This is a genomic window from Leucobacter sp. cx-42 (genome assembly GCF_014529985.1).
GTDB lineage: Bacteria > Actinomycetota > Actinomycetes > Actinomycetales > Microbacteriaceae > Leucobacter.
On the sequence record NZ_JACVMU010000001.1, the window covers coordinates 465,335 to 489,794 of the forward strand.

Consider the following 24,460-nt stretch of genomic DNA (forward strand, 5'->3'; position numbering starts at 1 on the left):
CATCTTAGCCGCGCTCGCCCCAGGTTTCTTCTGGCTCCCGAGGTTCAGCCTCAATACCCGCGACATTTCGCAGTTCTTCATCAATCGCGGAGGTCACGACACCGCCGAGCAGCAGGTCTGGACGGGAGATTCCGATGCTCGCGAGAATCGCAGCCGGGGTCGCCACAGCAGCCCGTGCCGAGCTCAGTGCGGCATCGAGGGCGCGGGCGTAGGTGGGGCGATCCGCCTCCGCCACGATCACGGGTTCGGCCCCCATTTCGACCGCGAGTGCCTGGCCGATTGGGAGCACCGGCGCGGGAGCGGTCACGGCAACGGCCGCACCCGACAAACGGGCGAGGTCAAGGCTCGTGCCAGTGAACACGATCGCAGGAGTGAGGGCGATCGGGATGACTCCCGGTGCCGCAGCAAAGACTCCGGCACCGTATTCGGGTGCCGTGTGGATCGCAAGCTGGCCCGGCTGCCATGCGCCGAGCTTCGTGAGTCCCGCGATAATTCCGGGGAGTTCGCTGCCGGGAACCGCAAACAGGACGAGTTCAGATCGCCGAACAATCTCGGGAACCTCAAGCACCGGCACCCCGGGAAGCATGGCCTCGACGCGCTCGCGCGCTTCATCGCCGGTCGCGTTGACACCCGTAATGGCGTGGCCGGCTCCGGCGAGGGCACGACCGAGCACCGGGCCGACATTACCTGCGCCGATGATTCCAACGCCGAGGCGGCTCGCTCCAAAACTCATGCGTGGTTCCTCCGAAGTGCAGCGCGCTGCTGTGAATCTTGTAGTTGTGCGTCAAGGACCGCATGTTCAAGCTCTGTGAACAGTTTGCGGGCATCGGCATCAGCGAGGCCGCGCATTTCCATCCGCACGGGACCCAGCACGGTGTGCGCCTGCACCGACGCAAGCCCGAGGAACCGGTGCACGAACGGCTGCCGGAAGCTCACCGACTGCGCACGTACGAGCGGCATGATCACCAGCACGCGGTTGAGCGCACCGCGGCGAATTCGCAGCGTCGCTTCCTCTCCCTCGCTCGAGGCCGGAGCTGGCGCGGCTTCAAGCGCCTCGCCAGCGACCGGGACGACGGCCGCGGGAGTCTCGATCCGCACACCAGCGCGACGCTGACCAAACCAGAGCACGGGCGCGGATCGCGGCCCAGCACCCAGGTAGCCCTGGCCAGTGCCGACGAGCGCATCGACGATGCCGGCGGCTGCTTGCTCGCCGCCGAGGCCAGGCATGATCGTTGCAATCACGCGGATCACGTCGTCGAGCTTGCCGACCGGAAGAATGAGGTTCTGCGTGGTCGCGTTTTGGCCGCCCTGCGCGACGGTCTGGCCGGCGAGCGTGATGCGCACCTTCCACCAGCCGAGCGGTCGCCAGAACAGCGGCTGCCGCGCCTCAACCGCGTGCACCTTGCCGAAGGGAATCGATTCGGTGACGGTCGAGGTGAGGCCAGAGCCAATACGCACGGAGTCAGCCCCGCGTGACAGGGTGAAGCCGTAGCCCTTGTTGAACTGCGCGATCAGAATCGATGCGAAGACAATTGCCATCGGCACGGCGGTGAACAGCACCGCAGCCGCGATACCAGCTGCAGCACCATCGCCGGCGAAGAGGAGCTTGAAGGCGCCGAATACGAATCCGCCGCCAGCAAGGAGCACGAACGCGATCAGCAACACGCTCTCCCAGCCGAGCAGCACCGACGCGATGAGGCGCCCTACTGGCACCTTGACAAGGGTCTGCTCAGCGATGGCTTCGGGCGAGATGTCAGCATCCAGAATGGAATCAACGTGCCCCGAGAGGCCAGCTGCGCTCAGCAGTTTGGGCTCAACCTGGGCCTGATCTGCGTGCACGGCTGCGGCTGCAGCGTCGGCGGATGCTGGCGCGACCGGAGTCCCGGTGCCGGGTTGCGCGGTCTTTCCTGCGCGGATCTCCGCAGCTCGTCGCAAGATCTCACCGCGCACGAGCTTCGCGTCGGCAAAGGAAAGATAGGCCAGCTCGACTTTGCCGCCCTGGCCAGCCGTGACGACCTCCACCTTTGCGAGCCCGAGAATGCGGGCAAACAAACTGCGCTGCAGGTTCACACTCTGCACACGCTCGAGCGGAGCACGGCGGTGCTTCTTCGAGATCACACCGCTGCGTTCCTCGACCGTGTCGACCGTAATGCGGTAGGTCTGGAATTTCCAGACGATCCACGAGAACAACACGATGAGCAGCACGAGCACGAGCGCGCCCCCGAGCGCGAGCGGTACGAGCTTGCGTTCCACGATGAAGTCGATGGGGTCGCCCGAGCCGTCGATCGCACCGGGTGGCAGTTCACCCTCTGAGAACGCATCGCTCATGAAGAACTGGATGACACGGTCTCGAAGGTTCGCGATGATGATGCCCGCGATCACGATGAGCGCGAGGCCACCGCGCAAAAGCGGTGACAGCGGGTGCAAATGACGCCAGCCGTCAGCGTCGGCCTTCCCCGGGAGCGTGGCTGCGCCGGGCTGCTGCTCGCTCACAGTCCGGACCTACGGGTCTCGGCAAGCTCGACGAGCTTGTCACGCAGCGCCTCAGCTTCAGCTACCTCGAGGCCGGGGAGGTTCACGCCGGTCGCAGCAGATGCCGTGACAAACTTCAGCGTCGCGAGGCCGAGCATGCGCGCGATAGGGCCGCGGTTCATGTCGACGAGCTGCAGACGGCCGTAGGGCACCGCAACGATTCGCTCAAACATGAAGCCACGGCGGAAGAGGAAGTCGTCCTCGCGCAGCTGGTAGCCGATCGAACGCATCCGGCGGAATGAGAAGAACGCACTCACGATGCTGAACGCCACGAGGATGCCACCAATGATGAGCGCACCATTCGATGCTTCTTCGTCACCGGAAAAGAGCACGATCGCGGCGACGACCGCAACGATCACGACCACCCACAGCAGGTTGAAGATCAAATCTGACCACACATAGCGTGACGAGATTCGATGCCACCCGTCTTGCGGGGCATCTGGCTGAACTTCTGGCGACATGGCGTTGTGCGTCATGCTTTCTACCTTAGTCAGCACCACCGTCACGGAAGGCAGGCTGGTCACTTCCGGGGTTCTCAGGACTGTGTCCGAGGGACCCAGCGTCGGAGCCATCTGCGTCGTCGCCCGGCGGGATCTGACAGATCCGCTCGATGATGACACCGCTGATCGCAAGTGCGAGGCCGGCCACGAGCGTCAGCACCATCGGTAGCCAGACAGACACGGATGCGGGGACCGTGCGGCCGATGAGCGAAAGCAGCAGGCCAACACCGAAGCCAGCAAACGCTGACCCGACAAGCTGTCCGGCACGAGCCAACGCAAGCACGCGCACGGCCTGGAACGGATTGACCGCACCAGTCCCCCGGCGGATCTGCTGCCGCAGGCGAAGCCCGAAAATCAGCAGGAGCGCCACGAGCAATGCCAGCATCAGCGGCATCGAAAGCGGAGGCGTCAGTGGCGAGAGACCTCGCGAGGCAAGGAAGAACTGCACGAACAGACCGATGGCTGCGCCGATACTCAGCGCTGCCCAGAGTGCCAGCTGGCTCAACCGTTGCATGGGTCGCACCTTACGCCTCCTCAGTCAGAGACTCGGTCATCGTCTCATCAAGCGGCGACGTCGTGTCGCCGGTCTGCGCGAGCAGGGCGGCGACTGATCCGCGCCCTGGAATCACAGCAGACGCGTCGAGCAGTGCCCACGGTGACAGCACGAAGTCGCGCACGTGCGCGCGCGGATGCGGCACCTCCAAGCGTTCATCAGCACTCACCTGGTCGCCATACGTGATCACATCAATGTCGAGGGTGCGATCGCCCCATCGCACGTCACGCACGCGACCGTGCGCGGTCTCGATGCGCTGGACGAGGTCGAGCAGGGCGAGCGGCGCGAGCGTGGTCGTGAGACGAGCGACACCGTTGATGTACCGCGGAGCTTCAGGGTCCGGGCCGGTCAGCGTCATCGCGATCGTTTCGCGCAGTGGCGAGGCCTCGAAAGACAAGATTTCTGCACTCGCGGCAATCTCACGCTGGGCGGCGCGGATCGTCGCACCGCGATCACCCAGGTTCGCACCAAAGGCGAGCACTACCTCAACGGGGGCGACGGCATCGGCACCAGTGTTCAACGTGCAACACCCTTCGCGAATCGTTCCACGCTCACCGAGACATCGGCAAACACCGCGTCGATGGGAGCCTGCGGCTTGTGCACCGTGATGCGAGCGCTGTGCACGCCCGCGAAGCCGAGAGTGACATCTGCGACGCGCTCGGCGACCGTCTCAATGAGGTCGACCGGGTCGTTCTCAACAGCCGCCACAATCGCCTCGGCGAGCTCGCCGTAGTGCACGGTAGCCGCGAGGTCATCACCCGACGCCGCAGCGCGCAGGTCGACCGCAACGTCAGCGTCGATCAAGAACCGCTGCCCCTGCTCACGCTCAAAGTCGAATACACCGTGGTGTGCGAACACCTCAAGGCCGGTGAGCGTCACGCGGTCGAGTGGCTTGGCCGCCACGGCCGCCTGCTGCGCTTCGGCCGCCGTCATTGCGGGCTCCGCTTGGCGGATCGGCGCCGCCGCAAACGCCCGCAGCACTGCGAGAGCCTGCGCTGAGCTAGCAACGTCGTGCACACGCACACCCCAGGCCCCAGCTTGCGCAGCGAACACCGAGGAAACAGCGGTCGTCAGGTCACGTTCGTGAGCGAGTCCGAGGTCATGAGCTGCCTCGGGCACCTCAGCGAGCACCTCGCCGAGCATTCGCTTACGCGATGTCCCGATGAGTACGGGGAAACCGAGGTCAGTGAGCGCAGACAGGTTTGCGAGCAGCTCCCATGCCTGTGCGCCCGTCTTATCGAACCCGAACCCGGGGTCGAGCACGATGTGTTCAGGGTCGACACCCGCATTGATCGCGTTATGGGCGCACCTGCCTAACGCCTCCCGCACCTCTGCCACGACGTCGTCGTAGTCGGAGCGGCTGTGGTTCGGGTCGGGAATACCACGCCAGTGCCCCGCGATGAACGTGACGTCCATCTGCTCGCTTGCGCGGGCAGCAACCGCCAGCATCTCAGGGTCATGGAGACCGCCGGAGACATCGTTGATGTAGTCAACGCCAACGGAGACAGCCGCTGCTGCGGTCGAGGCGTTCAGCGTGTCGACTGAGACCGAGTAGCCACGCGCGGTGAGCGCCTGGATCACGGGCATGACGCGCTCAAGTTCTTCGGCTGGCGTTACTCGCGTGGAACCGGGCCGGGTGGACTCGCCCCCAACGTCGATGATGTCGGCACCCTGCGCGACGAGCAGGTCAGCTCGCGCTACTGCGGTCTCGAGGTCGACGTACGAGCCACCATCGCTAAAGGAATCGGGCGTGACATTCAGCACCCCCATAATGAGCGCTTCGGTCATGGTTACGAGTCCTTACGGCCAGGCGCGATGAGCGCGATTGCTTCTGCGCGGGCCGCAGGCTCCGCGAGTGTTCCACGTGCAGCAACGGTGATCGCCACTGCGTTTGATTCGCGCACGCCACGATCGGCCACACAGCCGTGGTGCGCTTCAAGGACAACGAGCACGCCCTCTGGGGAGAGCCCGTTCTCGAGAGCCTGCGCGATCTGTTCGCCAAGCCGCTCCTGCACCTGCGGGCGCGACGCGAGCGAGCCAACGACCTTGGGCAGAGCGCTCAAACCGACGATCTTGGCGCCTGGCCGATACGCCACGTGCGCTCGCCCGCGGAACGGGAGCAGGTGGTGCTCACACATCGAGCGCAACTCAATGTCGCGCATGATGACAATCTCACCGATGCCACCCTCGACAGGGATGGCATCGGTCAAAAATTGTTCTGGGTCTTCGCCGACGCCCGAAAAGAACTCGGCGTACGACTCGGCCACACGGGTCGGCGTCGCTGCGAGTTCTTGGCTTTCGGGGTCAGCACCGATCGCGGCGAGCAGTTCTCGAACTGCTGCCGCGATCCGTGCTCTGTCGATTGGTGCAGTCACCGGAGTTAGTCCTTGTCGTTGACCTCAGCTGAAGTGTCGTCTACGACAGTACCGTCTGTTGCGGGTGCTTCCGCATCAGCATCAGTGGCTGCCTGCGCTTCAACCGATGCAAGCGGGCCATCCGTGCGGAGCGCGGCAGGCACCTCGATTGGCGGACGCTCAGAGACCGGGCGGTTCTCGTGCGACAGCCACACCGGACGCTCGGGGAGCTTCTTGACGTCCTTGAAAATCTCTGCGATCTGGTTGTGGTCGAGCGTTTCCTTCTCGAGCAGCTCGCGCGCAAGGTTGTCGAGAATGTCTCGGTTGAGGTTCAGTACCTCGTACGCCTCGTTGTGCGCCTGTTCGAGAATGTCGCGCACCTCATTGTCGATCTTGACCGCGATACCTTCGGAGTAGTCGCGGGTCTGACCGAAGTCACCGAGGAACGCTCCCTGCTGCGCTTGCCCCAGCTTGATGGGGCCGAGCGTTGCAGACATGCCGTAGTCGGTCACCATCTTGCGTGCGGTCGAGGTCGCCTTCTCAATGTCGTTGCCCGCACCGGTCGTGGGATCGTGGAACACGATCTCCTCCGCGACACGGCCGCCCAGCGCGTACGCAATCTGATCCTGCAATTCGTTGCGCGAGACCGAGTACTTGTCTTCGAGCGGGATCACCATCGTGTAGCCGAGCGCGCGACCACGGGGCAGGATGGTGATCTTTGTCACCGGATCAGTGTGGTTCATCGCGGCTGCAACGAGCGCGTGACCGCCCTCGTGGTACGCCGTAACGAGCTTTTCCTGATCTTTCATGACGCGGGTACGTCGCTGCGGACCAGCAATCACACGGTCGATCGCTTCGTCAAGCGCACGGTCGTCAATGAGCTGCGCGTTCGAGCGTGCGGTGAGCAGCGCAGCCTCGTTCAGCACGTTGGCAAGATCTGCGCCCGAGAAGCCAGGTGTTTTACGTGCAACAACGTCGAGGTCGACGTTCTTCGAGAGCGGCTTGCCCTTCGCGTGCACCTGCAGAATCTGCAGACGGCCCTTCATGTCGGGCGCATCTACGCCGACCTGGCGATCGAAACGACCGGGACGGAGCAGCGCGGGGTCGAGCATGTCGGGACGGTTCGTCGCCGCGATCATGATGACGTTCGCCTTGGGGTCGAAGCCATCCATCTCAACGAGCAGCTGGTTCAGGGTCTGCTCACGCTCGTCGTGACCGCCGCCCATTCCCTGGCCACGGCGCTGACCAACCGCATCGATCTCATCGATGAAGATGATCGCGGGGGCGTTCGCCTTTGCTTCCTTGAAGAGGTCGCGCACGCGGCTTGCGCCAACGCCGACGAACATCTCAACAAAGTCAGAACCCGAGATCGAGTAGAACGGAACGCCAGCCTCACCCGCGACAGCGCGAGCAAGCAGCGTCTTACCGGTGCCAGGAGGGCCGTAGAGCAGCACGCCCTTCGGAATCTTGGCACCAACAGCCTGGAAGCGAGTTGCGTCCTGGAGGAAGTCTTTAATTTCGTCGAGCTCTTCGACGGCCTCGTCTGCACCAGCAACATCAGCGAAGGTGACCTTCGGGGTGTCCTTTGAGACGAGCTTTGCCTTGTTCTTACCGAACTGCATGACCCCGCGGCCGCCACCCTGCATGGACGACAACATCCACCACAGCAGCAGGCCAATCAGCAGCATCGGGAGCAAGAAGCCGAGCAACGACCACAGCGGGTTCGGCTTCGGTACTTTATCGGTGAAGCCGTCCTTCGGCGCGGCATCATCAATCGCGCTGACAATTGCGTCGCCGCGCGGCTCAACGTAGTAGAAGTACACCTTCTCGGTGCCGGTCTTCTTGTCAGCCTTCGTGAGTTCCAAGTTCACGCGCTGATCGCCGTCAACGATCTCGGCCTTCTTCACTGCGCCGTCTGCGATCATCGCAAGACCGCGATCGGTCGTCACCTCGCGAGTGTCACTGCCAGAGAGCAGCGACCAGCCCAACAGCACGATGAGCGGTGCAAGGATCAAATAGACGAGCGGGCCGCGGAAGATGTTCTTCCGCTTTGCGGGTGCCTGGTTTGCGTCGTTAGCCAAGTCCGGGCCTTTCCGGGATCGTTGTGCCGGCGGGTCTCGGCACGTCGTTTAGCGTATCCCGAACCACTGACAGTCGGCTCCATCTCGTTGCCGTTTCCGCTCAGGGCGGATCAAGTCTGGGTGCGGGATGTGAGAAAAACAGAGCGGGCAGCAACCAAATGGCCACTACCCGCTCGCTCTTACTGAGTTCTGAGCCCTCGCGTGAGGGAAGGACTTAGTCCTCGTATACGTGCGGCGCGAGGATCGCGACGTCGCGCAGGTTGCGGTAGTCCTCCGCGTAGTCGAGGCCGTAGCCTACGACGAATTCGACGGGAATGTCGTACCCAACGTACGCAACGTCGACCTCGACCTTGAGTGCCTCGGGCTTGCGCAGCATGGTGCAGATGCGCACCGACTTTGCACCACGGCTCTCGAGGTTCTCCTTCAGCCATGCGAGGGTGAGGCCAGAATCGATGATGTCCTCAACGATCAGGACGTCACGACCGGTGATGTCAGCGTCAAGATCCTTGAGAATCTTCACAACACCGCTCGACTTCGTGCTCTTGCCGTATGACGAGACTGCCATCCAGTCCATCTGCGCGTGGAAGCGCAGTTCGCGTGCGAGGTCTGCCATCACCATGACAGCTCCCTTGAGAACGCCGACGAGCAGCGGCGGCTCATCGCCGTAGTCTGCTTCAATTTCGCGTGCCATTTCAGCGAGGCGCTGGTGGAGCTCCGCTTCCGTGTGGAGAACGGTTGTGAGATCGTCACCCAGTTGCTTTGAATCCATGCGGATATATTACTCGCCCGAGCTGGACATTTGCACGGTCAGGCGTGGGGCATGAAAACGAGGCTGCCCGCTACGCGCTGCACCGTGACACCCGTAGCGTTGACGCCGCTCTGTCCGCGCCAGTCAGTGACGAGCGAAACGATGTGCTGCGTGTGCTCCCGCGTGAGTTGCGCACCACACAGCGCCGCGGCAAATCCGCGAATGACGCGGTTACGCACGGCGGGAAGGAGATCCGCCAATGCCGAGATCGGCAGTTCGTCAGCGGGCATGTCGGCAGCGCGGCCAGCCACGATCGAAGCAAGCGATGCAGTCGCGAGCGCGTCGAGCGCATCGGCGTCCTCGCGGGCGATGTCGGCCGTGCGCGCGAACGCAGCGGCAACGCCAGGACCAAGCTCGCGCTCAAGCACGGGAAGCGCGACCCGGCGCGCACGCACGCGGGTAAACACGGTGTCACTGTTGTGCGGATCCTGCCACGGCTCGAGCTCGTGATCCGCGCACGATGCAACGGTGTCGGCGCGCGTGATCCCCGCTGCCTCGGTGAGCAGCGGACGAACGATCCGTACCCCGGGCGCGAGCTCGCGTTCGGCAGGGATACCCGCGAGCGAGCGCGTCCCAGAACCGCGAGCCAGCGCGAGCAACACCTGCTCGGCCTGGTCATCGCGGGTGTGCGCGGTGAGTACGACAGTCGCGGAGCGCTCCGTGGCGATCGCAGCAAGCGCGTCATACCGGGCGGATCGCGCGGCCGCCTCAGTGCCGCCCGATCCTGGTGCGGTGGGCACCTCGATCCGGCGCACGTCGACCGGGATGCCGTAGTCACGGGCGTGCGCGGCTGCGCGCTCGGCGATTTCGGCGGATCCCGCCTGCAGACCGTGGTCGATGACGGCGGCGCGGATCCGCACCCCACTCCCCCGGAATGCCGCCGAGGCGGCCTCCTCTGCGCACGCAACCAGGAGCGCAAGTGAGTCTGCTCCGCCCGACAGCGCGACGATGAATGTCGCGTCTGCGTGCGCGCGCAGGACGGGGCGGATCGCGGCACGGATCCGCATCCCAGCGGCAGAACGCACAAGTCGAAGCATGATTCCTACGGTACTCGCACGTGACGTCGGGTACGATTGGAACGCTTTTGCACATTTGCACATCACGGCGGGTTACCGCCCAGACCAGTCTGAAGGAGCGCCCATGGCCGCCGGATTCGACGCAGTCATCGAGATTCCCAAGGGAAGCCGTAACAAGTACGAGGTAGATCACGAGACTGGCCGGGTATACCTCGACCGCGTGCTCTACACCGGCTTCGTCTACCCCACCGACTACGGTTTCTTCGAGGAGACCCTTGGCGAAGACGGCGATCCGCTCGACGTTCTCGTGCTGCTCGACTACCCGGTCTTTCCCGGCGTTGGCATCAAGGTTCGCCCCGTTGGCGTCCTCAAGATGAGCGACGAGGCTGGCGGCGACGACAAGGTCATCGCAGTTCAGGTCAAGGATCCCCGCTGGGCACACATTCAGGACGTCGCTGACATCCCTGAGTACACCCGCAAGGAGATCGAGCACTTCTTCGAGCACTACAAGGATCTTGAGCCCAACAAGTGGGTCAAGGTTGACGCGTGGGGCTCGGCAGCAGACGCTGAGAAGCTCATCATCGAGGCGCAGGAGCGCCTGCAGGCAGAGGGCCACTAAGTCCAGCCAGCCAAGAACCCGGAGGCTTCCCGCCTCCGGGTTCTTGCGTTTTATCTCGGGTTATCAGCGCGCATACGGCTTGCAACCCCATCATTTCCCATAAGCTTTACGCAGCAATTCGTGTGAAGTTCACACAGGAGAGGACCTCGTTTCCATATGGAGATTCACGTCATCGCAGATCCGCAGGAGCTTGGTGCGCTCGCAGCGTCGCACGTCGTCGCAGCGATCGAACGCAACTCGCAGGCGGTCATCGGCCTTGCCACCGGTTCCACTCCCCTCCCGCTGTACCGCGCGTGGGCTGCATCGGTCGCAGAGTCGAAGCTCGACGTCTCCCAGGTTCGTGGCTTCGCCCTCGACGAGTACGCAGGCATCTCACCTGAACACCCCGAGAGCTACCGCTCGGTGATCACCAACGAGGTCGTCATTCCCGTCGGCCTCACGCCAGAGTTCGTGCGGGTTCCCCCGTCGTCAGCCACTGACGCAGACGCGGCTGAATACGACAACGCGATCAAGGCAGCGGGTGGCATTGACCTGCAGATCCTCGGCATCGGCCGCAACGGTCACCTCGGCTTCAACGAGCCAGGCACCGCGTTCGACTCGCGCACGCACCGCATCAGCCTCACCCCTGAGACCATCGAAGACAACGCTCGCTTCTTCGATTCCGTTGAAGAGGTACCGACTGAGGCGATCACTCAAGGCCTCGGCACGATTCTCGATTCGCGCATCGCGCTCGTCATCGCCACCGGTGAGTCGAAGGCTGCGGCCGTTGCCGCGGCAATCACCGGCGAGGTCACGACCGACATGCCCGCGAGCATCCTGCAGCGTCACCCGAACGTGATCTGGTGCCTCGATACCGCGGCAGCCTCGCAGCTGCCGGCTGAACTCATCGGCGCGTAACACCCCGCCGCTCCAGCTTCCGTCGTCCCCTCGCACGCCCCGTATATGGTGGCCTGCGAGGGGTTCGTCTTTTCAAGGGAGTGACTGATGACGCGACAGACGGCACGACGTCAGGTGATCCGCCAAAACATATTCTCGGCGCTCGCGGTCATCGCGTGCCTCGTGGTGCTGTGGATCGACGTCCGCACCGGGCTCTGGAGCGAGGTCGTCGTGCTCTCGGGCATCGTCGGTGGTCTCATCACGTTCCTGCTGACGGCGTTCGTCTTGCGCAGCACCCTCGCGCGCGCCAACGCACGCCGGTGGGCTCCGGTGAATCGACTTGCGCTCACGGAGTTTCTGCACGCCATCGCAGATGAGCAGCGCAGTGAGCTTTCGCGCGGCATCGTGGTCGCGCGCTCACTCACCCTCGCCACGCGAGATGGGGCGGATCAGCCCACCCACGAAGAGCTTGAAGCTCTACGCACCCAGGCATTGCGTGACCGCCAGGATCTCTCGCGAGCACTGAGCTCGTGGGCAGAGTTTCTTGCCACCAATAGCGACGACGATCCGGTGCTGTTGCACGTCGCGCAAATTGCGATTCAGCTCGACCTTGTGCGCGACTGCGCAATCTCACAGGAGACGAGTCCGACCGCAGAAAACACTGCACAGCTCCGCGCAGCGATCGCGGAAAGCAACGGTCGTTTCGCGGCACTTGTCGACGAACTACAACGTCAGATTCGGGTGCATGACGAAGATAGTGCGGCAAGCCGCTGACGCACCCGGGGCTTCCAAGTTCCGGGGCTAGGCTGATGGGACACACGAGGTCAGGAGCAGCATGATTGTCTACTTTTCGTCGGTGAGCGGATACACCCACCGGTTCGTTGAAAAGCTTGGCATTTCTGCGCGTCGTATCCCGATCCGCCCCCGCGTTGAGGGGATGCTGCACATCACCGAGCCGTCGGTACTCATCGTGCCAACGTACGGTGCCGGCCCAGCAACGAAGGCCGTGCCAAAGCAAGTCATCGAGTTCCTGAACATCAAGGAAAATCGTGACCTCGTCATCGGCGTCATCGGTGCGGGCAACACCAACTTTGGCGAGGCCTTTGGCATCGCAGGTGACATCATCTCGAACAAGCTGCAGATTCCGCTGCTCTATCGCTTCGAGATTTTCGGTACCCCCGAAGACGTCGAGACGGTGCAGAAGGGCATTCCAGAGTTCGTCGAGCGGCGCATCGCAGAGCTCGGGCTCGTGCCGCCGTTCGCAGCCGCCGAATAGTCGGATAGCCGAATAGCCGGTGCGGGGAGCGCGACTCCGCATCGATGTGTCGACGCGCCCACCCGCCGCCGCGGCTCAGTGTTTACGCTGCGAAGTGCTCGTTCCAGAATGCCCGCAGCTGCTCGCTCTTGTGGAAGACGATCTGGTCCCACTCGTCCTGCGTCGTCGAGCTGTCTGCGAAGTCTGAAGGCACCTTGAATACCTGCAGCGGCACGTTGAAACGCTCGCACATTGCGGCGTAGGCGTAGCCCTCCATGTCACACAGCTTCGCGCCGAGACCCGAGATCGTTGCACGCTGGGTGTCGTCACTCACGAACTGATCGCCGGTTGCCATGACCGTGGTGTGTTCTGCGGGAACCAGCACGTCAGCGTCAGACTCGATCGTGGGCGACGCAAGCTCGAAGTCGTGCTGCACGAAACCGGTCACCTGGTAGATGGTGTCAAGGTCGAGGCGGTCGTCACCGTCACCCACGACACCCGCAGTACCGAGTACGACGACCCGGTCGATGGTGCCCTCTGCGAGCACGTCTGCAAGGCCCACTGCCGCGTTGATCTTGCCAACGCCGGTGACGAGGTGCGGGACGTCTTCAAACGCTGCTGCTTCATCACTGTGGGCGAAGACGAGCAGGGTGTTCTGTGCTGCCATGGGGAGCTCCTCTAAGTTGAAAGTCTGCCTCGAAGTGCGCTTCGTGCAAAGTTTTTGCTTGACACACATCGAGTACCTGTTCTATTCTTACAGGCTAAGTCGGAGTTTGCGTTTCGCAGCTCGAATTCTTCCACAGACTTCTTCTCTTACAGAAGTCGCCTACAACTCGAAATCGCTGCTTTCGCACATTTTCTCGAACTGAGACTGGTCCGCCTCCCGGGCCCACGCGCTCTCGTTCTCCAGGCTCCTGACTTTCGACTCCACCGAGCATCCGGCTCGGTTTCGGCGAACCAACCTGCGGCATATCCGCACACCGGCTCTCCGTAATTACACGAACCCAATTGCACAAGAAGAAAGGACTTCTCATGCACACCTTCAAGAACATTTCTGCTTCGCAGCGAATCGCACGTACGCCGTACCACGCGCTTGATCAGGACACCAAGGCAGGCGTCGTCCAGATTCCCGCGTGGGCTGAAAAGCGATCGGTGTATCGCGCCGAGGGCCGCACCCTCTACATCGTAGAAACTGCAGACCTCGATGAGGCACGTACCGACCTGGCGACGATTTCGCGCGCAGGCTGGGACGTCGACGTAGAGCCGCTTGGCGAGGGCGCACGCATCTCGCTGACGCGCCGCGACCTCGCGATCGCCGCTTAACCGATTAGACGTTCACGCGCCGCTCTGGCGCGCTCAAGCACCTCACGCTTATTCAGTGTGAGGTGCTTTCCGTTTGTATAGAGGTGACGGCCAGCGACCCAGACCTCACGCACGTCTGCCCCGGTGGCTCCGTAGCCGAGGAATGCCGTCGCATCGCTCGCGCTGATGGGGGCCGCCGCAGTGGCTCCGAGATCGATCGCAATGAGATCTGCGTACTTGCCTGCTTCCAGGGCACCGGCATCGGGGAATCCAATGGCGGCGGATCCCCCAGCCGTCGCTGCGTGCAACGCCTGCGCGGCAGTCACCGTCTGTCCAGGCTCTCGCCGCGGCAGCAAGGCCGCGAGCTTGATCTCCTCAAACAGGTCGAGCGAGTTGTTGCTCGCCACCGAGTCGGTGCCGAGCGCGAGCTGCACACCTGCGGCAATCAGGTCGGCGAATGGCGCGATGCCGCAGCCAAGCTTGAGGTTCGACACCGGGTTGTGACTCACAGAGACGCCGGCGGCCGCGAGCGCTGCGGGCTCCCCCACCGCGAGCTGCACGCAGTGCGCGGCGTGCACGTCTGCATCGAAGAATCCGAGCCCGGCAAGAAATTCCACGGGCGTCGCATCGTACGCCGCTCGAATCGTTTCGACCTCTGCGACCGACTCGGCAATGTGCGTGTGCACGGGTACGCCATGCTGCACGGCAAGGTCGCGCACCTCGCGCAAAAATTCCGGGGTGCACGAGTACGGCGCGTGTGGCCCGAAGCCGATGCGCACCTGCGGATCCGCGCCGTATTGCTCGGCCAAGGCGACGGTCGCCGCAAGAATCTCACGGCCGGTCTGCTGCGACACGTTCGGGAAGGGTGCCTGCTCGAACGCGGTTGCCGCGAGCGAGGCGAACACCCGCATGCCAGAAGTGCGCACGCGTTCGATGAGTGCGGCGTCCCAGGTATACAGGTCGGCAAACGCGGTGGTGCCCGTCTCAATCATCTCGATGAGGGCGAGGTCGAGGCCTGCGGCGATGTCCTCCGGCGTGAGCTGCTGCTCAGCGGCCTGCACCGCATCAAGCCACGGCATGAAGCCGTCGTCATCCGAGATGCCGCGCATGAGGGTCATCGCGGAGTGCGTGTGACCGTTCGTGAGTCCCGGCATAAGGAGCTGCTCAGCGAGCACGCGGTCGGGCACCGATTCGGTGCGAGCGGGGCCGGCGTAGGTGATCCGCCCGGCAGCGTCCCACGCGATTTCTGCGTCAGTGAGTACGCCTGCTGGCGTCAACATTGCGGCGGCGCGAATAACCGTGTGCTCAGTCATACCGCCAGGCTAGCGGGGTGGGGAGATCTACGCACCCATGCGACGGTTACGGGCCGAGTAATCTCGGAGCGCACGGAGGAAGTCGACCTCACGCAGGTCGGGATACAGTGCGTCGACGAAGTAGAACTCCGAGTGCGCGGCCTGCCAAATCATGAAGTCAGAGAGACGCTGTTCGCCCGACGTACGAATCACGAGGTCGGGGTCGGGCTGGCCACTCGTCCACAGGTGCTCTCCAATGAGCTCTGGGGTGAGGCGTTCGCCGAGCGTATCGATTGAGCCGCCAGCGGCCTCGTGCTCAGCGATCACACTGCGCATTGCCGCAGCGATCTCGCTGCGGCCGCCGTAGCCGACCGCGAGGTTGATGTGCAGGCCGGTGCGGTCCTTTGTGCGCTTTTCGGCCGCAACGAGCGCTTCGGCGAGCTCGGGCGCGAGCCCCTCGCTCGCGCCGACGTGCTGCACCTTCCAGCCGGGATGCTCGGAGAGCAGTGTCGCGAGCTCTGCGATGATACCGAAAAGGTCATCGAGCTCGACGTTGTCGCGCCCCTTCAGGTTGTCAGCCGACAGTAAGTACAGGGTGACGACCTCAATACCTGACTCTTCGCACCAGCCAAGGAACTCAGGAATCTTGCGCGCGCCAGCGCGGTGGCCGAACGCCGCGCGCTCTTGCAGGCGCAGCTTTGCCCAGCGACGATTGCCGTCGACGATGACCGCGACGTGCTTTGGCACACGCGCCACGTCAATCTCGCGCCGGAGCCGCCGCTGATAAATGCGGTACAGCAGCCCGGTACGCGGCTCAGATGGAGTTTTCGTCACAGGCAAAGTCTATCTGTCTGCTTCCTGGACAAGCCCGGCTGAGCTGAGGATTGGCTGGTGATCGTCAACATATATGCCCGTTGAAAACTGTAGAGAACTTACACTCATCACATGACCACTTCAGGCGCCTCGAACCAGCAGCCCGACGACGATTCTGGCGTGCCTGATCACGAAGAGCGCCGGTTCCCAGAGCCTGACAAGCTCTCGCTCCCGCTCCTGACCGAAGCGCTCGAGCATTCCGCGCACAAGCCAGTCGCCCTCGACGTGCACGGCCAGCCGAAGCCAGCGTGGCGCGGCTGGATCCACGCCGGGACGTTCCCCATCGCGGTCGCGGCGGGCATCGTGCTGATCGCGCTCGCGCACGGCCCCGTCGCCAAGTGGGCTGCGGCTGTCTACCTGCTGTCGAGCGCGCTGCTCTTCGGTGTCTCCGCGCTCTATCACCGCATCAACTGGAAGGATTCGACGAAGCAGCTCTTCCGCCGCCTCGACCACGCGAACATCTTCCTCCTCATCGCGGGCACGTACACGCCAATCGCGCTCCTCGCGCTCCCGCTGGACACCGGCGTGATTCTGCTGTGCGTCATCTGGGCTGGGGCCTTGCTCGGCATCGGCTTCCGCGTCTTCTGGATCAACGCCCCGCGCTGGCTCTACGTGCCGCTCTATCTCGCGCTCGGCTGGGTCGCTGTCATGTACCTCGGCGACATCTACCGCGCGAGCCCTGCCGCAATGATTCTTGTCGTCGCCGGTGGCCTGCTCTACTCAGCAGGATCGGTCGTCTACGCCCTCAAGCGCCCGAACCCGGTGCCAGGCGTCTTCGGCTTCCACGAGATCTTCCACACGCTGACGGTGCTTGCGTTCATGTGCCACTGGACCTCGGCGCTGTTGCTCGCGCTCGATCCGTTCTATCTGCGGTAGCGGACAGCCGGCCTAGCGCCCGCCGATCACCTGCAGCACGGCTGCGCCGTAGCGTTCAAGCTTGACCTCGCCGATGCCAGAGATCGCGAGCAGTCCGACGTCGTCCTGCGGCTGGTGCTTCGCGAGCGCAGCAAGGGTCGCGTCGCCGAAGACCACGTAGCCTGGCACGCCCTGCTCCTTCGCCTCGCCAGCCCGCCAGATGCGCAGGCGTTCGAAGACCTCGGTCTGCTCGGGATCGAGTTCGGCGGCCGCGGCGGATCGTTTCGCGGTGCCGCCGGATCCACCACGTGACGAGCCTGACGAGGCCGCACGCGCAAGCACTTCCTCGCGCATCATGACGGTGCGTTCACCGCGCTGAACGGCGATGGCGTCTTCCGTGGGGTACAGCACGCCCCACTCACCGCGGGACTCGACGATGCCGGCCGCAATGAGGTGTCGCACGACCCCGCGCCACTGCGCGACGGAGAGGTCTTTGCCGATCCCCCACGTCGAAATCTCGTCGAGCTTCAGCTGGGTCACGCGCTCAGAAGCGGTACCGCGCAGTACATCGATGTGCTGACCGGCCGCGAACGTGCGACCACGCTCGCGCTGTATGCGGATCACGGTCGACAGCAGTTTCTGCGCGGGAATGGTCGCGTCCCAGAGCTTTGGCGGATCAAGACACACGTCACAATTGCCACAGTTCTCGTCGATCGGGCGCGAGGTGTCGCCAAAGTAGCGCAGCAGGAAGCCGCGGCGGCAGGTCACCGTCTCGCAGAGCGCGAGCATGTGGCCGAGGTGCTGGGTCTGGTTGAGCTTCGTGGCAAGGTCGCCGTCGTTGTTCTCAATCATCTGGCGTTGCTGGACGACGTCCTGCAGGCCGTAGGCCATCCAGGCTTCCGAAGGGGCGCCGTCGCGGCCTGCACGACCCGTCTCCTGGTAGTAGCCTTCGATGGACTTGGGAAGGTCAATGTGTGCAACGAAGCGTACATCGGGCTTATCAATGCCCATGCCAAACGCGATCGTTGCAACGACTACGACGCCGTCTTCGCTGAGGAAGCGGCGCTGCGTATTCAAGCGCTGCTCGGCCGGTAGACCAGCGTGGTACGGCATTGCATCAATACCGGCCTGGCGCAGGGCCGTCGCGGTCTGCTCGACCTTCTTCCGGCTCAGCGCATAGACGATGCCGGCATCACCGGAGTGGTTATCACGCACGAACGAGATGAGCTGCGCACGCGCGTTCTGCTTTGACGCGATCTGGTACTTGATGTTCGGGCGGTCGAAGCTCGAGACGAAATGCCGAGCGTTGCCCAGGTGGAGGCGCTCAGTGAGCTCCTGGTGCGTTGCGGGGGTAGCTGTTGCAGTGAGGGCGATCCGCGGGACATCTGGCCAGACCTCGGCCAGCATGCCGAGACGAAGGTAGTCAGGACGGAAGTCGTGACCCCACTGCGACACACAGTGCGCCTCATCGATCGCGAACAGCGAGATATTGCCGCGCTGCAAGAACTCGACGGTCGCTGGCACAGCAAGCCGCTCTGGCGCGATGTACAGCACCTCAAGCGTGCCCGCGAGGAACTGTCGTTCGACGTCGGCACGCTCCTCTGGCGACATCGCAGAGTTCAGTGCGCCAGCGTTCACGCCAGCGAGGCGCAGTGCCATCACTTGATCGTGCATAAGCGCAACGAGCGGCGAGAGCACGACGCCGGTGCCCTCACGCACGAGCGCAGGGATCTGGTAGCAGAGCGACTTACCGCCGCCGGTCGGCATGAGCACGACCGCATCGCCTCCAGCGACGACGTGATCGATGATCTCCGCTTGCTCGCCACGGAACGCCTCGTAGCCGAAGACGTCACGCAGCACCGACTGCGGGGTCACCGACTGCAGAGCCATTGCCTCGGGGCTCGCCGAAACATGCCCGGTGGGCACCCCGAGGTCAGTCATGGGTTGGGTTACGCGGTCGGCTTCGCGTCGGGCTCAGCCTGAGCGGTGCCCTCATCGTTGCGCTGAGCCTCAGCCAGCTCGTTCGCGATTTCCTCGCGCACCTCGTGGCGGTACTGGCTGCGGCGAATGCGACGCACCAGCAGGAAGCCGAGCACGATGACCGCAGCCGCGAAGACCGCCGTGAAGATAAAGCCCTCAACGCCGGGCGAAACCGCGTTCGCGTCGAACTCCGGCTCGCTCTCAAGCGCCCAGGTGGTCAGTGCGTAGATGCTCACGCGTTCTCCTCAATTCCTTGGAACAGATCAGTCTCAAATTCGCTCGTCATCACGCGTGATGCAGCGAGGCGGTAGTCCTCGAACGGCCACGCCTGACGCTGCAGGTCGTTCGGCCAGAAGAAGAAGTTGCTGTCGGGGGCGACCTGGCTCGCGTGTGCGCGGAGCGCCTCATCGCGCTTCTCGAAGAAGCGGCTCACGTCGACCTTCGCGGTACCGGAGTAGCCGCGCTTGCTCATCCACTCACGCAGCTCGCGGAACTGCGGCAGCAGCTCCGACTCAGGATCGTGCGCCTCAAGCCAGTCGTACACGGCGTTGACGCGCTCTGAGTTGAAGATCTCTTCGTAGTACATCTTCTTGATCGTCCACGGCTCGCCTGCCTCGGGGAACGACTCTGCGTCACCGGAGAGATCCCACGCAATCTTGCTGATCTCGTGGCAGCGAATGTGATCGGGGTGCGGGTAGCCACCCTGCTCGTTGTAGGTGATCATGACGTGCGGCTTGAAGTCACGCACGATGCTCACCAGTACCTCCGCCGAAATCTCGGTGGGGACCTTTGCGAAGCAGTTTTCGGGCAGCGGATCGCCCGACTCGGGCAGGCCCGAATCTTCGTAGCCGAGCCACTTGTGCTCGAAGCCGATGATTTCCTGCGCGCGCTCCATCTCGGCGCGGCGCAAGCCAGCGAGGTCACGACGGCTGCGCGGATCGCGAGCAACCAGCTCGTTGAGCACGTCGCCGCGCTCACCACCAGTACAGCTCACGATGAGCACTTCTACACCCTGTTCGAGGTAGTGCGCGTACGTCGCTGCACCCTTGCTTGACTCGTCGTCAGGGTGCGCATGCACCGCGATAAGCCTGAGCGTCATCCGCATCCCTTCCATGTCTCTCCCGGGAGAGACCGCTACGCTGGCAACTGGACTCATTGTAGTCAACCAAAATCTATCAAGCTGGAGGTTCCCGTGACGTCGCATGACGCCCTCGCCGATCGTTATGGCACCGGCCGCAATAAGCGGATCGATCGCCGAGTCGGTTGGACCATCGCAGTCATTGCAATTCTCGCGGGTCTCGCCGTGGTGCTCTTCGGCGGTTGGCAGCAGAACAACCAGGTGAACATGCAGAACATCGGCATGGACATCATCGATGACCAGACCGCTTCAGCGCGTTTCTCGGTTACCGCACCTGCCGACGCCAAGGTCGCTTGCTCGGTTGAGGCGCTCAACCGAGCCAAGGCAACCGTCGGTTGGCAGATCATTGAGGTCCCCACTGGTCAGGCAACTAACCACAAGGTCACGGCAACGATCAAGACGACCGGGCCCGCCGTCTCCGCTGCCGCGCACGAGTGCTGGGTCTTCGACGCGAAGTAGCGCGGCGCGCTACAGCGCAGAGGTACGAATCAACACGTGCCCGCGAGAGCCTGACATGCGGGTCCACGTGCGCGACTTCACGACGCGAAGCGTCTCTTCGTCGCGCAGGAAGCCCATGGTTTCTGCGGCGAACGCTGCGGCTGCCGGCAGACCAGGCGCGATCTCCGCGCCCCACACCGAGCGGCGCACCTGCTGCACGACCGCTTCACCCGGTGACTCTGGCAATGCAGCATTGACGCGCTCGATGCCCTGCTCCGCGACTGTCGCGAGCGACTGCGCGTCGATTGCGCACACCGGTTCCCAGCCCGCGGTGGGCGGCAGCACGCCGGTCCACGCGGCCATTGCGGTCACGTCGGGCACATCGAGGCTCAAGCCGAGCATGCCCATGTGCGCGATTCTGTCGAGCAACGCACGGCCTTGCACGACGACGTCAACGGGAGCCTCCGGCGCTTCTTTCAGCGCGAAGGCCCGCATGACGAGCACAACGGGCGACGAATCGAGCAGGGTCGACGGCGCTTGGGTGCACCCGTAGACAGCGAGCACGGCATCACGTGTGGTGATCCGCACTTCGCTCTCCCCTGCTTTTTGGAGACGTTCGAGGAAAATTCGAAGGTCATCTCGGGTGGCGTGATCGGCAATCGCAAGCTTCATGGACATTACTTCCCACCTTATCGGCGCTCGCTGATACCCTGGTTGGAGCCCGGGTAACCATCCCCGAGCATGCCGCGCGTCCACTGCGAAATTCGCAGACCGGGCGCGCTCCCGCATTTAGCGGGCACAACTCCCCACGAAAATGGAGCCCATCACATGGCAGACCCCACGCAGACCTGGCTGACCCAGGAGGCATTTGACCGACTGCAGGCAGAGCTCGACGAACTGTCGGGCCCCGGCCGCAAGGATATCGCAGCACGCATCGAAGCTGCGCGCGAAGAGGGCGACCTCAAGGAGAACGGCGGCTACCACGCTGCGAAAGACGAGCAGGGCAAGATGGAAGCGCGCATCCGCGACATCGAAGCACTCCTCAAGACCGTCGTCGTCGGCGAGGCGCCCAAGGCGCAGGGCATCGTTGAGATCGGCACCATCATCACCGCTGAGATCTTCGGCGACGAGACTCGCTTCCTGCTTGGCAGCCGCGAGCTCGCTGATGGTTCTGACCTCGACGTGTACAGCGCTGAGAGCCCCCTCGGCAAGGCCATCCTTGGCCTGAAGGTTGGCGACGAGGTCAGCTACGCTGCACCCAACGGCAACCAGATTCCCGTGAAGGTGCTCGCAGTCGAGACTTACCAGGGCTAATCCCCCGCACACGCAGAGACGCCTCGGGAGTTGCCAACTGGCAGCCACCGGGGCGTCTCTCGTGTTTGGTGCGGGGTGATCCGCGCCCTACGAACGGTCGCGATCGCGCTCGTCCTCGAGGTACTGCACCGCAAGCACCTCAGTCACGGGGCGATCATGCTGACGCGGATCGGGTTCATCAGCGCCACCGGCTGTCACGCGCGCGTGAGACTGCCGCATGCGACGTTCCACGAGGCTCGCGCACGCAGACAGGATGATGCAGAGCACGATGTAGATGCCGCCGATCACGAATGCCGACTGCAGCAACGGACGTCCAGGCGAGCTACTCATGAGTTTCGCCAAGTACAGCAGCTCGGGATACGTGATGATGAAGCCGAGCGCGGTGTCTTTCATCGTGACGACCAGCTGCGCAACAAGCACCGGGAGCATGGCGCGGATCGCCTGCGGCAGGAGAATCAACCGCATCACGCCGTTCTTGCGCAGACCAATTGAATACCCAGCCTCGGCTTGCCCCTTTGGAAGCGCTTCAACACCAGCACGGATGGTCTCTGCAATCACCGATCCGTTGTAGACCATGAGTGCGAGCACGACCGCCCAGTACGGGTCCATACGGATGCCGACGCTCGGCAGGCCGTAGTAGAGCAGCATCATCATGACAAGCACGGGCACGGCTCGGCAGACCTCAGTGATGACGAGCACTGGCCGCCGCACCCAGGCGTGGTCTGAGAGCCTGCCGATCGCGAGCACAAACCCGAAGACCATACTCAGCACAGCTGCTGCGGCGAACGCGGCAAGCGTCTTCCCGAGCGCCTGCGCGATCTGCACCCACACCGTGGTGTACGTGAAGACCTGCCATTTCGCGGCAGAGAACTGACCGGACAGTGCGAAGCGATAGACGATGGCGCCGATGATCGCCACGACCACCACGACCGTGACCACCGCGAGCACGCGGTTGCGGCGCACCGCTTTCGGGCCAGGGACGTCGTACAAGATTGCGGTCATCGCGCGATCCTCCACTTCTTCTCAAGTCGGTTTTGCATGAAGCTCAAGATGAACACGAGCACCACGAACACGGCGGCAACCCACAGGAGGACTTCCATGGGGCTGCCCGGGCGATCCGCCGCATCGTTGATCGTTGCGCGCAACGCGGCAAGTTCTGCGACCGAGAATCCGGCCGCGATCGTCGTGTTCTTCAGCAGCGCGATAAACACGCTCATCATTGGCGGCACAACCGAGCGGAACGCTTGCGGAAGAACCACGAGCGTCATGACCTGACCGAACGGGAGGCCAATGGCGCGTGCGGCTTCGGCCTGCCCCACCGGCACCGTCGAGATGCCCGCGCGCAGCACCTCTGCGACGTAGGTGGCCGTGTACATGCCGATCGCGATGACGCACAACACGATCGTGCTGAGCTTGGGAAGTCCGAGCGCGGGATACCCGAGCACGAAGAAGAAAAACACCAGGGTCAGCGGCGTATTTCGAATGATGTTGACGTACGCAGCGCCGACCCCACGGGCAATCGGTACCGGCGATACCCGCATGGCTCCGATGACGCTTCCGAGGATGAGCGCGATGATGCCACCACCAAAGAACACAATGAGGGTGTTCTTCGTTGCGGTACCCCAGAGATCGAGGTTGCCGAAGATGACGTCCATGGGTCGTCCTCTCTCAAACAGGTCGAGTGTGGGGCGAGGCCCGCCCCACACTCAGGGACAGTAAGAAGCCGGTGCTGACTAGTAGGCGTCAACCTTGGGCTGGTCGACGACAATGCCGGAGGAGCCAAGGTTGTTGTCGAAGATTGCTTTCCAGACGTCGCCGCCGTCGGTCAGTACGGTGTTGATCCACGAGCGAAGTGCGTCATCGCCCTTCGGGAGGCCAACGCCGTAGAGCTCCTGGGTGAAGAGACCGCCCGTAACCTTGATGTCATCTGGGTACTGTGCTGCATACCCAATGAGGATGGCCTGGTCAGTGGTGACCGCGTCAACCTGGCCATTGATGAGGTCTTCCACACACGCCGAGTACAGGTCGTACTCCTGGGTCTTAATCCCGGGGAAGTTCGCCTTGATGTTCTGAATCGGAGTCGACCCGGTCGCCGAACACACGGTCTTGCCCTCGAGTTCCTCGATCTTGGTGACCTCGTCGGCGTCCTGTGCTACGAGGAGCCCCTGGCCAGTCTCGAAGTACGGGCCAGCAAAGTCGATGTCTTGCTTTCGCTTGTCGTTGATCGAGTACGTGCCGACGTAGTAGTCAATATCGCCGTTCTTGATCGACTGCTCACGGTTCACCGAGGCGATCGCTTTGAACTCGATCTGGTCCTCGTCGAAACCGAGCGACGCAGCGATCCAACGCGCAGTATCGACGTCAAATCCCGTGCGCTCCTGCGTAGTCACGTCGAGGTAGCCGAGACCAGGCTGATCTTCCTTCACGCCGACAATGACGCCACCGCGCTTGACCATCGCGTCATAGGTCGGACTGCCCGTGAGTGACACGTCAGTCGCGACCTCCCACGGTGTACTGCTGGTGCTCGAGCCGTCGGTCGCTGGCTCCTTCGCACCATCGGTCGGGCTGCCGCTTGCGCAGCCGGTGAGCGCGAGCGCGGCGACAATGCCGAGCCCTGCAATGAGACGTGTACGTCGCATGGTGTCTTCCTTTCGTGGTGTGCGCAGGCCGTGGG

At 63.4% G+C, this 24,460-nt stretch carries 28 protein-coding genes; 8 read left to right on the top strand and 20 right to left on the bottom strand.

Features of this window, described 5'->3' with window-relative positions; genetic code table 11:
- Positions 1-4 precede the first annotated feature (4 nt).
- From ICM05_RS02045 to tilS, 10 genes are all read right to left on the bottom strand, one after another.
- Positions 5-733: an NAD(P)-binding domain-containing protein gene (locus ICM05_RS02045; protein ID WP_188022876.1), complete on the bottom strand. Its 729-nt coding sequence runs from the start codon at positions 731-733 to the stop codon at positions 5-7.
- A complete protein-coding gene (locus tag ICM05_RS02050; RefSeq protein WP_188022877.1) occupies positions 730-2,493 on the bottom strand; it encodes a PH domain-containing protein in 1,764 nt (587 codons plus the stop codon). The genes ICM05_RS02045 and ICM05_RS02050 overlap by 4 nt, the downstream gene beginning before the upstream one ends.
- Entirely contained in the window at positions 2,490-3,008 is a 519-nt protein-coding gene (locus ICM05_RS02055) for a PH domain-containing protein (RefSeq protein ID WP_188022878.1), read from the bottom strand. Before ICM05_RS02055 ends, ICM05_RS02050 begins: the two co-directional genes overlap by 4 nt.
- Before the next feature lie 10 nt (positions 3,009-3,018).
- Complete coding sequence (locus ICM05_RS02060; protein ID WP_188022879.1) at positions 3,019-3,546, bottom strand: DUF3180 domain-containing protein; 528 nt, start codon at positions 3,544-3,546, stop codon at positions 3,019-3,021.
- A 10-nt stretch (positions 3,547-3,556) separates the two neighbouring features.
- Positions 3,557-4,105, bottom strand: a complete 549-nt coding sequence (folK, locus tag ICM05_RS02065) for a 2-amino-4-hydroxy-6-hydroxymethyldihydropteridine diphosphokinase (protein WP_188022880.1) — start codon at positions 4,103-4,105, stop codon at positions 3,557-3,559.
- Positions 4,102-5,373: a dihydropteroate synthase gene (gene folP / locus ICM05_RS02070; protein WP_251364431.1), complete on the bottom strand. Its 1,272-nt coding sequence runs from the start codon at positions 5,371-5,373 to the stop codon at positions 4,102-4,104. The genes folK and folP overlap by 4 nt, the downstream gene beginning before the upstream one ends.
- Before the next feature lie 2 nt (positions 5,374-5,375).
- On the bottom strand, positions 5,376-5,960 hold the full coding sequence (gene folE, locus ICM05_RS02075; protein ID WP_353055791.1) for a GTP cyclohydrolase I FolE: 585 nt from the start codon (positions 5,958-5,960) through the stop codon (positions 5,376-5,378).
- Positions 5,961-5,965: 5 nt separating this feature from the next.
- Positions 5,966-8,020 carry an ATP-dependent zinc metalloprotease FtsH gene (gene ftsH / locus ICM05_RS02080; RefSeq protein ID WP_188022881.1) on the bottom strand — a complete coding sequence of 685 codons (2,055 nt, stop codon included), beginning with the start codon at positions 8,018-8,020 and terminating at the stop codon, positions 5,966-5,968.
- A gap of 214 nt (positions 8,021-8,234) precedes the next feature.
- Complete coding sequence (gene hpt, locus ICM05_RS02085) at positions 8,235-8,789, bottom strand: hypoxanthine phosphoribosyltransferase (RefSeq protein WP_188022882.1); 555 nt, start codon at positions 8,787-8,789, stop codon at positions 8,235-8,237.
- Positions 8,790-8,827: 38 nt separating this feature from the next.
- Complete coding sequence (gene tilS / locus ICM05_RS02090) at positions 8,828-9,865, bottom strand: tRNA lysidine(34) synthetase TilS (protein ID WP_188022883.1); 1,038 nt, start codon at positions 9,863-9,865, stop codon at positions 8,828-8,830.
- 103 nt (positions 9,866-9,968) lie between these two features.
- Here tilS and ppa point away from each other — a divergent pair, with 103 nt between their 5' ends.
- The 4 genes from ppa to nrdI all read left to right on the top strand — a co-directional run bounded on the left by ppa (position 9,969) and on the right by nrdI (position 12,615).
- Complete coding sequence (ppa, locus tag ICM05_RS02095) at positions 9,969-10,463, top strand: inorganic diphosphatase (protein WP_188022884.1); 495 nt, start codon at positions 9,969-9,971, stop codon at positions 10,461-10,463.
- A gap of 156 nt (positions 10,464-10,619) precedes the next feature.
- Entirely contained in the window at positions 10,620-11,360 is a 741-nt protein-coding gene (locus ICM05_RS02100) for a glucosamine-6-phosphate deaminase (RefSeq protein ID WP_188022885.1), read from the top strand.
- Between the two features lie 87 nt (positions 11,361-11,447).
- Positions 11,448-12,113 carry a hypothetical protein gene (locus ICM05_RS02105; protein ID WP_188022886.1) on the top strand — a complete coding sequence of 222 codons (666 nt, stop codon included), beginning with the start codon at positions 11,448-11,450 and terminating at the stop codon, positions 12,111-12,113.
- Between the two features lie 61 nt (positions 12,114-12,174).
- On the top strand, positions 12,175-12,615 hold the full coding sequence (gene nrdI / locus ICM05_RS02110) for a class Ib ribonucleoside-diphosphate reductase assembly flavoprotein NrdI (RefSeq protein WP_188022887.1): 441 nt from the start codon (positions 12,175-12,177) through the stop codon (positions 12,613-12,615).
- Between the two features lie 82 nt (positions 12,616-12,697).
- Here the strand turns inward: nrdI and ICM05_RS02115 are convergent, their stop codons facing one another.
- Positions 12,698-13,261 (bottom strand): purine-nucleoside phosphorylase, encoded by a 564-nt coding sequence (locus tag ICM05_RS02115; RefSeq protein ID WP_188022888.1) that lies wholly within the window; start codon positions 13,259-13,261, stop codon positions 12,698-12,700.
- A 365-nt stretch (positions 13,262-13,626) separates the two neighbouring features.
- On the opposite strand from ICM05_RS02115, the gene ICM05_RS02120 reads away from it, so the two are divergent.
- Positions 13,627-13,917 (top strand): hypothetical protein, encoded by a 291-nt coding sequence (locus tag ICM05_RS02120; RefSeq protein WP_188022889.1) that lies wholly within the window; start codon positions 13,627-13,629, stop codon positions 13,915-13,917.
- Here the strand turns inward: ICM05_RS02120 and ICM05_RS02125 are convergent.
- Positions 13,914-15,209 carry an amidohydrolase family protein gene (locus ICM05_RS02125; RefSeq protein WP_188022890.1) on the bottom strand — a complete coding sequence of 432 codons (1,296 nt, stop codon included), beginning with the start codon at positions 15,207-15,209 and terminating at the stop codon, positions 13,914-13,916. The genes ICM05_RS02120 and ICM05_RS02125 overlap by 4 nt on opposite strands.
- A gap of 27 nt (positions 15,210-15,236) precedes the next feature.
- Entirely contained in the window at positions 15,237-16,022 is a 786-nt protein-coding gene (locus ICM05_RS02130) for an isoprenyl transferase (protein WP_188022891.1), read from the bottom strand.
- Positions 16,023-16,133: 111 nt separating this feature from the next.
- On the opposite strand from ICM05_RS02130, the gene ICM05_RS02135 reads away from it, so the two are divergent.
- Positions 16,134-16,937 (top strand): hemolysin III family protein, encoded by an 804-nt coding sequence (locus ICM05_RS02135; protein WP_188022892.1) that lies wholly within the window; start codon positions 16,134-16,136, stop codon positions 16,935-16,937.
- A 12-nt stretch (positions 16,938-16,949) separates the two neighbouring features.
- On the opposite strand, the gene recQ is transcribed toward ICM05_RS02135, so the two are convergent.
- The 3 genes from recQ to mca are packed head-to-tail and all read right to left on the bottom strand — an operon-like array spanning position 16,950 to position 19,995.
- The gene (gene recQ, locus ICM05_RS02140; protein WP_188022893.1) at positions 16,950-18,857 is read right to left on the bottom strand and encodes a DNA helicase RecQ; all 1,908 of its coding nucleotides are present in this window, start codon (positions 18,855-18,857) and stop codon (positions 16,950-16,952) included.
- Positions 18,858-18,865: 8 nt separating this feature from the next.
- Entirely contained in the window at positions 18,866-19,132 is a 267-nt protein-coding gene (locus tag ICM05_RS02145; RefSeq protein WP_188022894.1) for a hypothetical protein, read from the bottom strand.
- On the bottom strand, positions 19,129-19,995 hold the full coding sequence (mca, locus tag ICM05_RS02150) for a mycothiol conjugate amidase Mca (protein ID WP_188022895.1): 867 nt from the start codon (positions 19,993-19,995) through the stop codon (positions 19,129-19,131). Before mca ends, ICM05_RS02145 begins: the two co-directional genes overlap by 4 nt.
- Before the next feature lie 93 nt (positions 19,996-20,088).
- Here mca and ICM05_RS02155 point away from each other — a divergent pair, with 93 nt between their 5' ends.
- The gene (locus tag ICM05_RS02155) at positions 20,089-20,493 is read left to right on the top strand and encodes a DUF4307 domain-containing protein (protein ID WP_188022896.1); all 405 of its coding nucleotides are present in this window, start codon (positions 20,089-20,091) and stop codon (positions 20,491-20,493) included.
- 9 nt (positions 20,494-20,502) lie between these two features.
- Here the strand turns inward: ICM05_RS02155 and ICM05_RS02160 are convergent, their stop codons facing one another.
- A complete protein-coding gene (locus tag ICM05_RS02160) occupies positions 20,503-21,150 on the bottom strand; it encodes a hypothetical protein (protein WP_188022897.1) in 648 nt (215 codons plus the stop codon).
- Between the two features lie 150 nt (positions 21,151-21,300).
- On the opposite strand from ICM05_RS02160, the gene greA reads away from it, so the two are divergent.
- Entirely contained in the window at positions 21,301-21,786 is a 486-nt protein-coding gene (gene greA, locus ICM05_RS02165) for a transcription elongation factor GreA (protein WP_188022898.1), read from the top strand.
- An 87-nt stretch (positions 21,787-21,873) separates the two neighbouring features.
- On the opposite strand, the gene ICM05_RS02170 is transcribed toward greA, so the two are convergent.
- From ICM05_RS02170 to ICM05_RS02180, 3 genes are all read right to left on the bottom strand, one after another.
- Positions 21,874-22,788 (bottom strand): amino acid ABC transporter permease, encoded by a 915-nt coding sequence (locus ICM05_RS02170; protein WP_188022899.1) that lies wholly within the window; start codon positions 22,786-22,788, stop codon positions 21,874-21,876.
- The gene (locus ICM05_RS02175; RefSeq protein WP_188022900.1) at positions 22,785-23,441 is read right to left on the bottom strand and encodes an amino acid ABC transporter permease; all 657 of its coding nucleotides are present in this window, start codon (positions 23,439-23,441) and stop codon (positions 22,785-22,787) included. Before ICM05_RS02175 ends, ICM05_RS02170 begins: the two co-directional genes overlap by 4 nt.
- Before the next feature lie 78 nt (positions 23,442-23,519).
- The gene (locus tag ICM05_RS02180; RefSeq protein WP_188022901.1) at positions 23,520-24,425 is read right to left on the bottom strand and encodes a glutamate ABC transporter substrate-binding protein; all 906 of its coding nucleotides are present in this window, start codon (positions 24,423-24,425) and stop codon (positions 23,520-23,522) included.
- Positions 24,426-24,460 lie beyond the last annotated feature (35 nt).